The sequence below is a fragment of the Nonomuraea sp. NPDC049625 genome, from assembly GCF_040675285.1.
GTDB lineage: Bacteria > Actinomycetota > Actinomycetes > Streptosporangiales > Streptosporangiaceae > Nonomuraea > Nonomuraea angiospora_A.
On record NZ_JBFAOQ010000015.1, the window covers coordinates 326,421 to 340,720 of the forward strand.

12 protein-coding genes are annotated in these 14,300 nt (G+C 71.7%); 5 read left to right on the plus strand and 7 right to left on the minus strand.

Annotated elements, in window-relative coordinates:
- Positions 1–17 precede the first annotated feature (17 nt).
- The 3 genes from AB0J87_RS47635 to AB0J87_RS47645 all read left to right on the plus strand — a co-directional run bounded on the left by AB0J87_RS47635 (position 18) and on the right by AB0J87_RS47645 (position 4,231).
- Positions 18–1,034, plus strand: a complete 1,017-nt coding sequence (locus tag AB0J87_RS47635) for a LacI family DNA-binding transcriptional regulator (RefSeq protein ID WP_363978343.1) — start codon at positions 18–20, stop codon at positions 1,032–1,034.
- Between the two features lie 104 nt (positions 1,035–1,138).
- Positions 1,139–2,716, plus strand: a complete 1,578-nt coding sequence (locus AB0J87_RS47640) for a nucleoside hydrolase-like domain-containing protein (RefSeq protein WP_363978346.1) — start codon at positions 1,139–1,141, stop codon at positions 2,714–2,716.
- Positions 2,717–2,854: 138 nt separating this feature from the next.
- Complete coding sequence (locus AB0J87_RS47645) at positions 2,855–4,231, plus strand: serine hydrolase domain-containing protein (protein ID WP_363978349.1); 1,377 nt, start codon at positions 2,855–2,857, stop codon at positions 4,229–4,231.
- 105 nt (positions 4,232–4,336) lie between these two features.
- Here AB0J87_RS47645 and AB0J87_RS47650 read toward each other — a convergent pair whose 3' ends face one another.
- The 5 genes from AB0J87_RS47650 to AB0J87_RS47670 all read right to left on the minus strand — a co-directional run bounded on the left by AB0J87_RS47650 (position 4,337) and on the right by AB0J87_RS47670 (position 9,662).
- Positions 4,337–5,593 (minus strand): RNA polymerase sigma factor, encoded by a 1,257-nt coding sequence (locus AB0J87_RS47650; protein WP_363978352.1) that lies wholly within the window; start codon positions 5,591–5,593, stop codon positions 4,337–4,339.
- Between the two features lie 57 nt (positions 5,594–5,650).
- Entirely contained in the window at positions 5,651–6,025 is a 375-nt protein-coding gene (locus AB0J87_RS47655; protein ID WP_350723308.1) for a YciI family protein, read from the minus strand.
- 36 nt (positions 6,026–6,061) lie between these two features.
- Entirely contained in the window at positions 6,062–6,721 is a 660-nt protein-coding gene (locus AB0J87_RS47660) for a DUF998 domain-containing protein (RefSeq protein WP_363978355.1), read from the minus strand.
- Positions 6,722–6,824: 103 nt separating this feature from the next.
- The gene (locus AB0J87_RS47665; protein WP_363978358.1) at positions 6,825–8,141 is read right to left on the minus strand and encodes an FAD-binding protein; all 1,317 of its coding nucleotides are present in this window, start codon (positions 8,139–8,141) and stop codon (positions 6,825–6,827) included.
- Positions 8,142–8,174: 33 nt separating this feature from the next.
- Positions 8,175–9,662: an aromatic amino acid ammonia-lyase gene (locus tag AB0J87_RS47670; protein ID WP_363978361.1), complete on the minus strand. Its 1,488-nt coding sequence runs from the start codon at positions 9,660–9,662 to the stop codon at positions 8,175–8,177.
- A 62-nt stretch (positions 9,663–9,724) separates the two neighbouring features.
- On the opposite strand from AB0J87_RS47670, the gene AB0J87_RS47675 reads away from it, so the two are divergent.
- Complete coding sequence (locus tag AB0J87_RS47675; RefSeq protein ID WP_363978364.1) at positions 9,725–11,278, plus strand: NAD(P)-binding domain-containing protein; 1,554 nt, start codon at positions 9,725–9,727, stop codon at positions 11,276–11,278.
- On the plus strand, positions 11,262–12,737 hold the full coding sequence (locus tag AB0J87_RS47680; RefSeq protein WP_363978367.1) for a fatty acid--CoA ligase family protein: 1,476 nt from the start codon (positions 11,262–11,264) through the stop codon (positions 12,735–12,737). The genes AB0J87_RS47675 and AB0J87_RS47680 overlap by 17 nt, the downstream gene beginning before the upstream one ends.
- Before the next feature lie 21 nt (positions 12,738–12,758).
- On the opposite strand, the gene AB0J87_RS47685 is transcribed toward AB0J87_RS47680, so the two are convergent.
- Together AB0J87_RS47685 and AB0J87_RS47690 are read right to left on the minus strand one after the other, a co-directional pair.
- Positions 12,759–13,427, minus strand: coding sequence for a nucleoside/nucleotide kinase family protein (locus AB0J87_RS47685; RefSeq protein WP_363978370.1), 669 nt, complete (start codon positions 13,425–13,427; stop codon positions 12,759–12,761).
- Positions 13,424–14,293 carry a sugar phosphate isomerase/epimerase gene (locus AB0J87_RS47690; protein WP_363978373.1) on the minus strand — a complete coding sequence of 290 codons (870 nt, stop codon included), beginning with the start codon at positions 14,291–14,293 and terminating at the stop codon, positions 13,424–13,426. The genes AB0J87_RS47685 and AB0J87_RS47690 overlap by 4 nt, the downstream gene beginning before the upstream one ends.
- Between the last annotated feature and the right edge of the window lie 7 nt (positions 14,294–14,300).

The following is a 14,300-nucleotide window of genomic DNA, read 5'->3' on the forward strand; positions in this document are numbered from 1 at the left end:
GTGCGGGTGATCCAGAAATGGTGACGATCCAGGACGTGGCCAGGGCCGCGGGGGTGTCCGCCATGACGGTGTCCCACGTGCTCAACGACCACCCCCATGTCAAGGCCGAGACGCGCGAGCGCGTGCTGCAGGCCATCAACCAGCTCGACTACCGGGTCAACGTGGCGGCGCGCAACCTTCGTACCGGGCGGACCGGCACGATCGGGCTCGCCGTACCCGAGGTGGACCGGCCGTACTTCGGGCAGCTCGCGGCCGAGATCATCACGGCGGCGGCCCGGCACAACCTCAAGGTGGCCATCGAGCAGACCGGCGCCTCGCGCGAGGGCGAGCTGGACGCGCTCGCCCTGTCCCGCAACCGCCTCTACGACGGGCTCATCCTCAGCACCGTCGGGCTCGGGCCGACCGACACCGACCTGCTCAAGGTCGACTACCCCATCGTCATCCTGGGGGAGCGCATCTTCGACGGGCCCGTGGACCACGTCGCCATGCCCAACGTCGAAGGCGCCCGCGCCGCCACCGCCCACCTGATCGAGCGGGGCTGCCGCCGCATCGCGCTCGTCGACGGCGGCGCCCAGGGGGAGGAGGTCAACGTCTCCAGCCTGCGCTTCACCGGCTACCGCGAGGCGCTCGACGAGGCCGGCGTCGCCTTCGACGCGCGGCTCGTGGCCCCGACCTCGCGGTTCACGATGGAGGGCGGGGCCGCCGCGGCCCGGCGCCTGGTGGACGACGGGGTGGAGTTCGACGGCGTGTTCTGCGTGACCGACACGGTGGCGATCGGCGTGCTGCGCGGGCTGGCCGACCGGGGCGTCCGCGTGCCCGGCGAGGTGAAGGTCATCGGCTTCGACAACATCGCCGAAGGCGGCTACATCGTGCCCTCCCTGTCGTCGATCGACCCCGATCACTCGCTGATGGCCGGCACGGCCGTCCGGTTCCTCGCCAAGCGGATCACGGAGAAGGGCAAGAAGCGGGAGGTCGCGCGCGAGTTCGTCAGCCGCTTCACGGTCGTGGCCCGCGAGTCCACCGGCGGGGCGTGAGGCCGGCCGCCATTGACATGGATGCGCACTCTCCGTAGCGTGATAAATGTCCAGTCGTTAGTGAATAGATATTCACAACAGGACATTGCGCGGCAGGAGAGAGCATGGCTCGTCAGTGGATACGCAGATCTCTCGGGACTTTCTTACTGCTCTCGCTCACGGCGGGCATGACGGCGCCGCCGGCCGAAGCCGTCACCCAGAGCCCCCGGCCGCGGACCATCGTCACCGCCGACCCCGAACTCGACGACGCCAACTCGCTGATCCGATACCTGCTCTACAGCAATGAGGTGACGACCGAGGGGCTCGTCTACGCCAGCAGCCGGTTTCACTGGAAAGGCGACGGCAAGGGGACGGAGTTCTTCCTGCCGGGCAGGGAGTACACCACCTCGCAGACGTCGTGGCGGTGGGCGCGGGACGAGCAGTTCATCCACACCGCGGTGAAGGCGTACGCCGAGGTCTATCCCAACCTCGTACGCCATGACCGCGACTACCCCGACCCCCGCAGTCTGCTCTCCAAGATCCGCGTGGGCAACGTCGAGTTCGAAGGGGACATCTCCAAGGAGACCCCGGGATCAAACCTCATCAAGGACGTTCTCCTCGACGGCAAGGGCGGACCCGTCTACCTGCAGGCGTGGGGAGGCACGAGCACGATCGCCCGCGCGCTGAAATCGATCCAGGAACAGTACGAGGGAACGCCCCGGTGGGACCGCGTCCGCCGCGAGGTGTCCCGAAAGGCGATCATCACCAAGTTCGGCTCACAGGATGCCGGCTACCAGGACTACATCGCCCCCAACTGGCCGGACATCGAGGCACGGGACGTGGCGACCACGATCTGGGGCTACTTCGCCCGCCGCACGGTCCTTCCCGAGCACGCGAAATACCTGTCGGCCCGATGGACGGCGGAGAACGTGTCCGGCAAGGGGCCTTTCGGCGAGCTGTACCGGATCTGGGGTGACGGAAAGCAGATGGTGGAGGGCGACGTCTGGGATCACTTCGGCCTGTCCTACCTCGGCGAGGACGAGCTACGCGCGCGCGGCTACAAGATATGGATGCCCATCCAGGAAAAGGGCTCCTGGATCTCCGAAGGAGACACCTCCAACTTCATGAACCTCGTGGACAACGGTCTGCGCGGTCATGAGAAGGGCGGCTACGGCGGATGGGGCGGCCGCCAGGAGCAGAGCCCCGACGACCCGTCCGAATGGCTCGCCTCGAAAGCCGTGGACCACGATCCGCAGGGCAACGCGCCGGCCGACTATGCGGCGGCCCGCTGGTTCGAGGCCGCCCAGCTCGATTTCGCCGCGCGCCTGCGATGGAGCGTGACGCCCGACTTCCGCGCGGCGAACCACCGGCCCGAGGTCACCCTGCCGGCGGGGCGCCGCGACATCAGCGCGCGGCCCGGGCAGAAGGTGCGCCTCTCCGCCAGGGCGACCGATCCCGACGGGGACGCACTCAGCTCTCGCTGGTGGCAGTACCAGGAGGCGGGCAGCTACCGGGGCGCAGTCGAGCTCACCACCGATGACGGCGCGACGGCCGCCGCACCGGGACGTCATTCCTCGAAGGCGAGCTTCACCGTGCCGGCGGACGCGCGGCCGGGGAGCACCATCCACGTCATCGTCGAGGTGAAGGACGACGGCAGCCCGGCGTTGACCGCCTACCAGCGCATCATCGTGACCATGAGATGACCCGGCGCATGTGAAGCCCGTCCCTGGCCAGTCGCAGCGCTGAGAGCGCGTGGCAGCGCGCTGTCAGACCCGTATCAGCGGCGGCGGCCATCGTCGTACGTGCACGTCAGAGCGTACGAGAAGCCGAGAGGGAATCACATGTCGCAGGAGAAGCTGGCCGAGTTCGTCGAGGCGGCGGCCAAGGAGTTCGGGATCCCCGGTGTCGCCGTCGGGGTGCTGGCCGGGGGCCGGGAGTTCGTCGCCGCACATGGCGTGACGAGCCTCGACAACCCGTTGCCGGTCGACGACCGAACCCTGTTCCACCTGGGCTCGGTGACCAAGACCTTCACCGCGACCGCGCTGATGCGCCTGGTCGCGGAGGGCAAGGTGGAGCTGGACGCGCCGGTGCGCCGCTACGTCCCCGAGCTCACGCTCGCCGACGAGGCCGCCGCCGCGCGGATCACCGTGCTGAACCTGCTCAACCACACCGCCGGCCTGGACTGGAACCTGATCGACGTGGAGGAGGAGGACGGCTCCCTGGCCGCGTTCGTGGCGCAGCTGGCCGGCCTGCCGCTGATCGCGCCACCCGGCGCCCGCGCCTCCTACAGCCAGGCGGGCTACAACCTGGCCGGCCGGATCATCGAGAACGTCACCGGCCTGAGCTACGAGAAGGCCGTGTCCGCGCTGGTCCTGGAGCCGGCCGGGCTGTCGAACACCTTCTTCGAGCCGGACGACGTCATGGTCCGCCGCTTCGCCGTCGGCTACAACCGCGGCGAGGACGGCACGCTGCGGTTCGCGCGGCCGTGGAAGGCGTGGCGGGCCGGCATGCGCGGCAACAACCCCGGCGGCGGCCTCGCCTCCTCCGTCAGCGACCTGCTGGCCTGGGCCCGCTTCCACCTGGGCGGCGCAGTGGGGGTGCTGCCCGCCGAGACGCTGCGGAGCATGCGGGAGCCGACGGTCGAGCTGCGGGCCAGCACGCTCGGCGACGCCTTCGGCATCTGCTGGTTCCTGCGCGAGGTGGACGGGGTGCGCACCATCGGGCACGGCGGATCCGGCAACGGCCAGTTCGCCGAGCTGCTCATCGTGCCCGAACACGACTTCGCCGTCGTCTCGCTGGCCAACGCCGGTCCGGACGGCTACCGGTTCAACGAGAGCGTCGCGCGCTGGGCGCTGGAGCACTGCCTCGGCGTGGTCGAGCGGGACCCCGAGCCGATCCCGTACGACCGGGCGCGGGCGGAGGAGGTCGCCGGCCGCTACGAGATCGACGCCATGAACCTCGACCTCGCCACCGACGGCACCCGGCTCACCCTCGAGGTCGGGATCAAGCCGGAGATCCGCCAGGCGTCGGAGACCGAGATGCCCCCGGACTACCCGCCGGCCGCCGTCGGCTTCCTGCCCGGCGACGGCAACGAGTACATCATCACCGAGGGCGGCCTGAAGGGGCAGCGCGGCTTCTTCACCCGCGACGACAGCGGCACGGTCGTGGGCGTCGACCTCGCCGGCCGGCTGTTCGGCCGGGCCACGGCCACCTCCTGATCGATCAGCGGCCGCCACCTCCTGGAGCGGGAAGTGGCAGGCGGCCCCGTGCAGCGGCTCCTTGCTCCGGGCCCGGGAGCGGATCGTCCGGTGACCGTTATCGCACTATGACAGCGCGGCGGCGCGCTCCAGGAACAGGTCGCGCTCGCGGACGTTCCGGGTCAGCTCGGCCGCGCGCCGGAACTCGGCGGCCGCCTCCTCGGCCCGGCCGAGCTTGGCCAGCAGGTCACCGCGGACAGCGGGCAGATGCGCGTACTCCCGCAGGGCGCGCTCGTCCCGGAGGCCGTCGGCGATCTCCAGCCCGCGCTCGGGCCCGTACGCCATGCCGACCGCGACCGCCCGGTTCAGCTCGACGATCGGCGAGGGCGTGAGGTGGGCCAGCAGCCGGTAGAGGGCGGCCATGCGTTCCCAGTCGGTGGCCTCCGGGGTGAGCGCGCGGGCGTGGCACGCGGCGATGGCCGCCTGCAGCCCGTACGGCCCGAGCGTGCCCAGCTCCTCGGCGCGGCGCAGCGCGTCCAGGCCGCGGCGGACCAGGAGCCGGTCCCAGCGGCTGCGGTCCTGGTCGAGCAGCAGGATGGGCGAGCCGTCGCGGGCGGTCCTGGCCGGGATGCGCGAGGCCTGGATCTCCATGAGCGCGAGCAGGCCGTGCACCTCGGGCTCCGCGGGCATGAGCCCGACCAGTACGCGGCCGAGGCGCATGGCCTCCTGGCACAGCGACGGGCGGATCCAGTCGTCGCCGGCGGTCGCCGCGTACCCCTCGTTGAAGATCAGGTAGATGACCTCCAGGAGGGAGGCCAGCCGCGCGGGCAGCTCGGCGGGCGGCGGCAGCTCGATCGGGATCCTCTTGTCGGCGAGGGTGCGCTTGGCCCGCGAGATGCGCTGCCCGACGGTGGGCTCCGGGACGAGGAAGGCGCGGGCGATCTCGGCCGTGGACAGGCCGCCGAGCAGCCGGAGGGTGAGCGCGAGGCGGCCCTCGGCGGGCAGCTCGGGATGGCAGGCGGTGAAGATCAGGCGGAGCAGGTCGTCGCCGATGTGGTCGTCGAGGGCCTCGTCGAGCTCGGCCTCCGCCGACTCCTGGCGCAGCTCCATGTCCCGGCCGATCTGCTGCAGCTTGCGCTGGTAGGTGTCGCGGCGGCGGAACTGGTCGAGGGCCTGGTGCTTGGCCGCGAGCGTCAGCCAGGCGCCCGGATTGTCGGGTACGCCCTTACGCGGCCACTCTTCGAGCGCGGCCACCAGCGCGTCCTGCGCCAGCTCCTCGGCCAGCCCGATGTCGTTGACCATGCGGGCCAGGGCGGCGATGACCCGGGCGGACTCGATCCGCCACACCGCCTCCACCGCCCGGTGCGAATCGGCTACCGTCATGCGTCCTGCATACAGCATCCGGCCGCGGACGTGGTCCGCGGCCGGATGGGCACCAGGTCAGGCCGGCGGGGCGAAGTCCTCGGGCCCGAACAGCCGCAGCACGTCCGATTCGCCCTCCCATCCCGGCCACAGGTCACGGTGGAGCTTGACGAAGCGGGTGGTCCACTCCACGGCTTCCTCCTTGCTCCTGACCTCGTACAGTGCGTAGCTGATCAGCTCCTTGGCCTCGGCGAACGGGCCGTCGCTGACGGTCAGCCGGCCCCCGCTCACCTCGACCCGCGCCCCCTCGGAGCTGGGGGCCAGGCCGCTGTTGTCGAGCAGGGCCCCGGCCTCGGTGGCCTCCTGGCCGAGCTTGAAGATGGCCTCCATGAGGTCGGCCGGCGGCGGCCCTTCGGGCTGGGCGTTGACTTTGAGGGTGACCAGGTAGCGCATGGTGACATTTCCTTTCTCTATGGGTGGGGTGGAAGGTCAGGCGCGGGAGAGGTTCAGGGACAGTAGCGACAGCCAGCTCCAGACCGCCACGATGGCGGCGACGAACAGCAGGTTGGTCCAGGCGACGCCGCCGCCGCTCGCGATGCCGACGAAGGAGCCGAGGAACAGCGTGCCGGTGACGCGGGAGTACAGGGCCCAGCCCGTGCGGCCCTCACGCGACTGCCGGGAGGCGATGACGTAGCAGGCCGCGACCATGCACAGGAACCCGACGCCGCCGGCGGCCAGGTGCAGGGTACCCGACAGGGTGATGACGCCCGGGCCTTCCGGGGTCCCGGCGGGGAAACCCATCGCGGGGTCGGCGGGGAAGATCGCGGCGCCGATCATGCTGGCGCCGAACACGCCGACCAGGATCGGCGCCCACCGGGCGCCCCGGCCGGGCGCCAGGGCTCGGCGCAGGCCGGCGGCGGCGGCGATGGTGGCCAGGGCGGTGAGGACGAAGTTGGCGGTCTGGATCCAGCCGAGCTCGCCGTTGGCGAGGAAGCTCCACGGGTGGCGGGCCAGGTCGAAGCCCTGACGGGTGAACGCCTGGGCGAGGGCGACGATCACGTAGAACGGACCGGCGGCGACGCCGCAGCCGAGGAGCAGGCGCTGGGTGGAGGTGGGTCGGGCGGGGGAGTGGGCAAGCTGCCGGGTCATGGTCGTCAACCTCGCGTCGGCGGGGCCGGCCCATCCGGCCCTCTGGACACGCTGCGAACGAGGGGAGGCGTTTTCGACACGCGCCCCGAAGTTTTTTCAAGATTTATTCGGCGAACATCCCCTGCCCGGGAGTCAGCAGGTGGCGGGGGTCGAATCGGGCCTTCGCGTGCTCCACGGCGGGCCACAACGGGCCGTAGTGGTCCTTCCAGCCGGCCCGCGTGAGCGCGACGGCGCTGACGGGGTAGAGGTGGCCGCCGATGGCGCGGATGCGGTCGTACAGCGCGCGGTTGGTCTTGACCAGCCTGCCCACCAGCAGGGGATCGTCGGCGGGGAAGCACACGAGGCTGCAGAGGAACGCGACCTCCCCCTCCGGCAGGCGCACCAGCGGCGAGCTCACGCGGCCGGGGCGGATGGGGTAGAGCAGGATGCGCCCGAACTCGCCCAGGTCCTCCTGGGTCACGTCGGCGAGGAGCTCCGCGGCCAACCCGTCGGCGGCCGCGTCCGGGACGAAGGAGTGCAGCCACGGGTGGGGATGGTGCCAGGTGCCCGCCGCCCGCAGGTGGCTCTCGAGCTTGCTCAGCCGCAGGAACAGCTCCAGGTACGGCAGATCGACGCGCTCGGCCCGGTCGCGGAGGTCGGACAGGCCGGCCAGCGTCTCCTCGTCATCGGGCGGCGAGTCGGCCGAGTGACCGACCCCTACTTCGACCACGCACTGCCGGCCCGGCCGGATCGTGCCCTGCAGGAAGTCGACCCGGTCCGTGGACAGCAGGTGGCGCTGGTCGGCCGTCATCGCCCGGTGGTCCGGGTAGGACAGGGTGTGCAGGCGGATCCGTTCGGGAGCGCGGACGAGCCGGAGGACGGCCCGCGTGATGATCCCGTACTGGCTGAGCCCGCCGCGTACGGCGTCGAAGAGCTCGGGACGCGCGCTCGCCGAGCACGTGACGACCTCGCCCTCGCCCGTCACCACCTCCAGCTCGATGACGTTGCAGCTCTGGAAACCGTGCCGGAACGTCATGCCGCCCAGACCGCCCGCGGAAACGGTCCCGCCGACCGAAAGGTCGAGATAGTCGGTGAGCACCGGCGGGGTGAGGCCGTGCGGCAGGGTGAAGTCGAGCACCGACCGCCAGGTCGCGCCGCCGCCCACGGTCACGCGATCGGCCTCGACCGCGTGCACGGCGTTCAGGTCGCTCATGTCGATCACGAGACCGTCCTCGGCCTGCGCCCGGCCGTAGACGGAATGGCCCTGCCCGCGGGCGGCCACGGGCATCCCCTGCTTGACCGCCCGGCGCACCGCGGCGGCCACGTCCGGGGCCGATCCCGGCCGGTACACGGCCGCGGGCCGCCGCCTGATCAGGTGCCCGAAATCGTCACTCGCGGCATCCAGGCATTCCGGCGCGTACAGCCACGCTTCCTTGCTCATCCCGGCCCCCGAACTCGGCGTAGTCACTCAGGGTCACCATACGTCAACCATGAGCTCGGCGGCCTTGCGGACATCGGCGTCCAGCGGGCGGTCGGGGTCGACCGGAGGGATCGCCTCGATCAGGGCGTCGAGGAGCGCCGCGCAGCCCGGAGCCGTGGGGCGGCGGGCGCCGACGTGCGCGGCCTGCCGCAGCCCCACCGCGAGCGACCCGCAGAGCAACCGCAGCAGGGCGGCCGTGTCGTAGGCGCGGAGGGCGGCCTGGGTGCCGAACGGCACCACGTCCTGGTTGTGCAGGTTGGTCGGCAGGCTCTGCATGCTGACCGGTACGGCGGCGTGGCGGATCTCGGCGACGAACGCGGTCGTGGCGAGCTGCACCCCCTGCATCCCGTGTTGACGGCCGGGCCCGGCGGCGAGCATCGGGGGCAGGCCGCCGTTGCGGGCCGGGTCGACGAGGAGGTCCAGCTGCCGCTCGGCGAGGTTGCCGAGCTGAGCGGTGACCATCGCGAGGACATCGGAGGCGAAGGCGGCCGGCTGCCCGAAGAAGTTGCCGCCGTGCACCACCAGGTCGTCGCCGGGGAAGAACAGCGGGTTGTCGCTGACGCCGGACAGGTCGGCCGCGACGACGCCGTCCACGTACCGCAGGGCATCCTCGGCGGCGCCCAGCAGCTGGGGAGAGCAGCGGATGCTGTACGGCTCCTGCAGCGCGCGCGTGCCGGCCGGGACGATCCCGGAAAGGTGCTTGCGCATGCCGTCGGCGACGTCGGCCGCACCCGGGTGGCCGTACGCCGCGATCAGGCGCGGGTCGAGGAAGCCCGGGTCGCAGCCCAGCAGATCGACCAGCAGGCAGGTGAGCGCCTGCATCGCGCGGTGGGCGGAGCGGACGCCGTCCAGGGCCAGGGCGGTCGCGGCGGTGGTGAGGGACGTGCCGTTGACCAGCGCGAGGGCGTCCCGGCCGTCGAGCGTCAACGGGGTCAGCCCGGCATGGTGGAGCGCCTCGGCCGCGGGCATCCGCCGGCCGTCGACGTACGCCTCACCCCGGCCGCGCAGCGCCTGGGCGGCACAGGCGAGCGGGATCAGGTCTCCGCTCGCGCCGACCGAGCCGTACCGGGGGATCGCCGGTACGAACGTCGTCGCGAACATCGCGGCGAGCCCGTCGATCACGTGCGCCGAAACCCCGGACACCCCCTGCGCGAGCGACCACACGCGCACGAGAAGCGCGGCCCGGCTCACCTCATGGGCGAGATCCGGCCCCTGCCCGGCGCCGAGGTGGGCCAGGGTGTTGTCACACTGGTCCGCCTCCTCCTCCCGGCCGGGAAACCCGACCAGGGCGCCGAAGCCGGTGGTCGCGCCGTAGACCGGACGTTCCTCCTCCCGCAGCACGTCGCGGAGGAAGTCACGGCCGCGCTCGACCCGGTCGCGGACATCCGCGTCGACCACGACGGACACCGGTGCGGCGGCGCGGCGCAGGTCGGCCGAGCGGAGCGGGACGCTGAGATCTATGGAAACTTCGGCGGCGGGCATGCCCGGACCATAGGCGGTCAATTCTCAGAATCTTCTGAGAATTCGTCCGTAGCTTCCAGATCATGGCGCATGACTACCTGATCATCGGGGCCGGACCGGCCGGGCTGCAGCTCGCCGCATCGCTCGAACGTAGCGGTCATGACTATGTCGTCCTGGAACGCGGAGCCGGACCGGGCACCTTCTTCACCAGGTTCCCGCGGCACCGCCGGCTGATCTCCATCAACAAGGTGCACACCGGGTACGCGGACCCGGAGCTGCGGCTGCGGATGGACTGGAACTCGTTGCTGAGCGACGATCCCGAGCTGCTGTTCACCCGGTACAGCGAGCGGTACTTCCCGCAGGCCGACGATCTCGTGCGCTACCTGTCCGACTTCGCGACGGCGACCGGCGTCCGGGTGAGCTACGACACCGACGTCGTCCGGATCAGCCGGGACGACGGCGGGTTCACCGTCACCGACCGCGGCGGACGCTCGTGGGCGGGCCGGCGGCTGGTCATGGCCACCGGCGTCTCCCAGCTGTACGTCCCGCCGATCCCCGGCATCGAGACCGCCGAACGCTACGACACGTTCGAGACCGACCCGGCGTCCTTCGCCGACCAGCGGGTCCTGGTGATCGGCAAGGGCAACTCGGGATTCGAGACCGCCGACGCGCTCATGGAGCAGGCCGCGGTCATCCACATCGCCGGGCCGCACTCCATCAGGATGGCCTGGCAGTCGCATTACGTCGGGCACCTGCGCGCGGTGAACAACAACTTCCTCGACAGCTACCAGCTGAAGTCCCAGAACACGGTCCTCGACGGCACGGTGGAGAGCATCGAACGCCGCGAGGACGGCCGCTACCGGGTGATGTTCCGCTACGCCCGCACCGTGGAGGCCCTGCGCGAGCTGTTCTACGACCGGGTGATCGTGTGCACCGGGTTCCGGTTCGACGCCTCGGCGTTCGACGACGGCTGCCGGCCCGCGCTGGTCATCGACGACCGGTTCCCGGAGCAGACGCCGGCGTACGAGTCGGTCAACGTGCCAGACCTGTACTTCGCCGGCACGCTCACCCAGCAGCGCGACTTCAAGAAGGCCACCAGCGGGTTCATCCACGGCTTCCGCTACGGGGTGCGCGCGCTGCACCGGATCCTGACCACCCGCTACCACGGCGGGACCTGGCCGGCCGAGCAGGTGGATCCGGCCCCGGACGCGATCAGCGACGCGATCATCGCCAGGGTCAACCGCTCCTCCGCGCTCTGGCAGCAGTTCGGCGTACTCGGCGACCTGGTCACGGTGGACGGCGCCACCGCGCTCTACCAGGAGGAGGTGCCGGTCGCCTACGTCGCCGGCGGCGGGTTCGGCCCGGCCCGGCACGCGTTCGTCGTCACCCTGGAGTACGGAAAGGATCACGACGCCGTCGACCCCTTCGACATCTCGGTCCCGAGGGTCGTCGAGAACGACGCCGTCAACGCCCACGACGCGAGCTACCTGCACCCGGTGGTGCGGCACTACCGCGACGGGGCGCCGGCCGGCGTCCACCACCTCGCCGAGAACCTGGAGAACCAGTGGGACCTGCCGGCGGTGCACCAGCAGCCGCTGGCCGTCTTCGTCAAGGAGTGCCTTGCCGACGCCGGCTGAACCGTACCCGGGCGTCGTCCTCGACCTCCTCGCCGCGGCCGGGGACCGGCCCGTCTTCGAGCACGGTGCCCGTGCCGTCACCGGCGCGCAGCTGCTCGGCCTCGTCCGGCGGATGGCGGCCGGGCTGCGCGCCGCGGCCGTCGGGCCGGGGGACGGCCTGGCCATGCTGCTGGGCGTCACCCCCGAAGCGTTCGCCGCGATCATCGCCGGGTACGTCGTGGGAGCCCGGGTCGTCGGCGTGCGGCCAGGGCTGTCCGACGGCCAGTTGCGCCACCTGCTCCGCCAGGACGTCGCCGCCGTCGTGACCGACGCGCCCACCGGTCCGGAACACGCGCCGCGCACGCTGACCGTGCCGGAGCTGCTGGCCGCGCCCGACGACGGCGGCCCGCCGCAGCTGTCCGGCCGGCCGCACGATGTCGCCCGGCTCCTTCACACCAGCGGCAGCACCGGCACGCCGAAGGCGTGCGCGCAGACGTACGCCGCCATGAACGCGGCGTGGACGGCCCGGCCGCGGGCGTGGCCGCCGGCGATCCGGGAGCTGGCCTCCCGGCTGCGGCGCTACCTCGTGTTCGGGTCGCTGAGCAGCCAGGTGATGATGGAGTACGGCGTGCTCACGCTCGCCGCGGGCGGCGCCATGGTCGTCGCCGACCCGCCGGCCTTCCCCGACGCGATCGTCAGGCATCGGGCCTCCGCCACCGTCATCACCGTGCCCCGCCTGTACAAACTCGTCGCCGCGCAGCGTGACGACCCGGCCGACCTGAGCAGTCTCCAGGCGCTCATGGTGTCCGGGTCGCCACTGGCGGCGTCCCGGCTCCGAGAGGCGCTCGACGTGCTCGGCCCGGTCGTGTTCCAGGGTTACGGCCAGACCGAGACCGGCACGATCTCGATGGCCATGCCGTCGGACGTCCCTCCCTCGGTCGGGTTCCCGCCCGACGCCGTCGACGTCGTGATCCGGGACGCGGACGGCAGGCCCGTCCCGCCCGGCGTCGACGGCGAGCTGTACGTCCGCACACCCGCGCAGGCCATCGGCTACTGGGCCGAACCGGCGGAGACCGCGGAGGTGTTCGTGGACGGGTGGGTGCGCACCCGGGACCTGGGCCACTTCGACGAGGACGGGCGGCTGTACCTGGCCGGGCGGACGCGGGACGTCGTCATCGTCAACGCGAATCTCTACTACGCCGGCCCGATCGAGCGGGCTCTGGCCGCGTCCCCCGATGTCGCGGAGGCGTACGTGGTCGGCGCCCCCGACGAGAACACCGGCGAGGCGGTGCACGCGTTCGTGGTGCCGGTGGCGGGCCGGACCCCGGACCTCGGTGAGCTGCGGAGGCGGGTCGGTGGGCAACTGGGTGACGCGTGTGTGCCGGCGACGATCACCGTCATCGAAGAGGCGCCACCGGCGCCGAACGGCAAACCGGACAAGCGCCTCCTGATGACCGCGATACCCCGAGCGGAGGCTTAGCCGCAGGCCGGACGGAGCCGCTCACATGCCGCCGGGATGCTCGATCGACCGGATGACGGCGTCGGGGACGATCAGGTCCGCCTTCGGCTTGGTGGTGGCGATCAGATCGGCGTTGCGCTGGTCGACCTCCGCCACCCAGCTCACCGCGTGCTCCGGCGGCTTGCCGAAGCGGATGTGCCGGGTGACCAGCCGGTCCACGCGCTCGGCGTGGCCCAGATCGCAGTACCAGACCTCGTCCAGCCAGGGGCGTACGCGGCCCCAGCCACCCTCGTCGAGCAGGAGGTAGTTGCCCTCGGTGATGATCAGCCGGGCGGCGCGGGGGACCGGGATGCTGCCGGCGATGGGCTGCTCCAGGTCGCGCTCGAAGGCGGGGGCGTAGACCACGTCCTCCTCGTCCTCGCGCAGGCGGCGGAGAAGGGCGGCGTAGCCGGCGGCGTCGAAGGTGTCGGGGGCGCCCTTGCGGTCACGCCGGCCGAGCCGGTCGAGCTCGACGTCGGCCAGGTGGAAGCCGTCCATCGGGACGTGGGCCACCCAGTCGGCGGTGAGGCCGGGGGGTGGCTCCTGCCGGAGCAGGCGGGTGAGGGTCACCGCGAGCGTGGTCTTGCCCGCGCCGGGGCCGCCGGTGATGCCCAGGAGGGCCCGCCGGCCGCCCCAGGAGCGGGCCCGGGCGAGGAGGTCGTCCAGGCTCATCGGGCCGGGCTGGTGTGGAGGTGGCCGGCGATGAAGGCGCGGGCGTGCCGGGCGAGGTCTTCGCCGTCGTCCCACAGGTTGCGCCAGATCGCCAGGTCGTTGGAGAGCCCCTCCATCACGACCGCCGAGGAGAACGACTCGAAGGTGATCGGCCCCTGGTATCCGATGTCGCCCAGAGCGTGGAAGAACGCGGTGAAGTCCAGGTGGCCGGAGCCGAGGTAGCCACGGTGGTTCTCGCCGATGTGGACGTAGCCCAGCCGGTCGCCGACCTCGCGCACGGGGCGGACGAGGTCGTCCTCCTCGATGTTCATGTGGTACGTGTCGAGGTGGATCAGGACGTTGTCCTCGCCGATGTCGTCGGCGAGGCGCAGCGCGTCCCCGGCGGTGTTGATGACGTTGGTCTCGTACCGGTTGCAGATCTCCAGGCCGAGCGTCATGCCGTGGGCGCTCGCCTCCTGGGCCAGCCGGCGCAGCACCGCGACCACGTTGCGCCGCCCCGCCTCGGTGAGCGGGCGGCCGTACTTGCCGAGCGCGCTGTAGAGCGCGCCGGTGAAGTGGGTGCCGCCGAGCTCGCGGGTCGTGGCCAGGGAGTCGTGCAGCAGCTTCTCGCCGCGCTCGACCACGGCCGGGTCGTCGCTGGAGACGTCGGCGTCGAAGGCGAGGCCGCGGGAGCAGGCCACGCCCAGCCCGGCCGTACGCAGGGCCTCGCGCGCGGCGGCGACGTCGAGGTTCGCCGAGTCGTGCAGCGAGATCTCCAGCAGGTCGAAGCCGGTCGCCTTGGTCTTGTCGATCGCGTACGCCAGCGAGGCCGGGCCGGTGTCGCCGACCCAGACGAGAGCGTGGACGCCGATGGGGTTGGTGGTCATCTGAGTG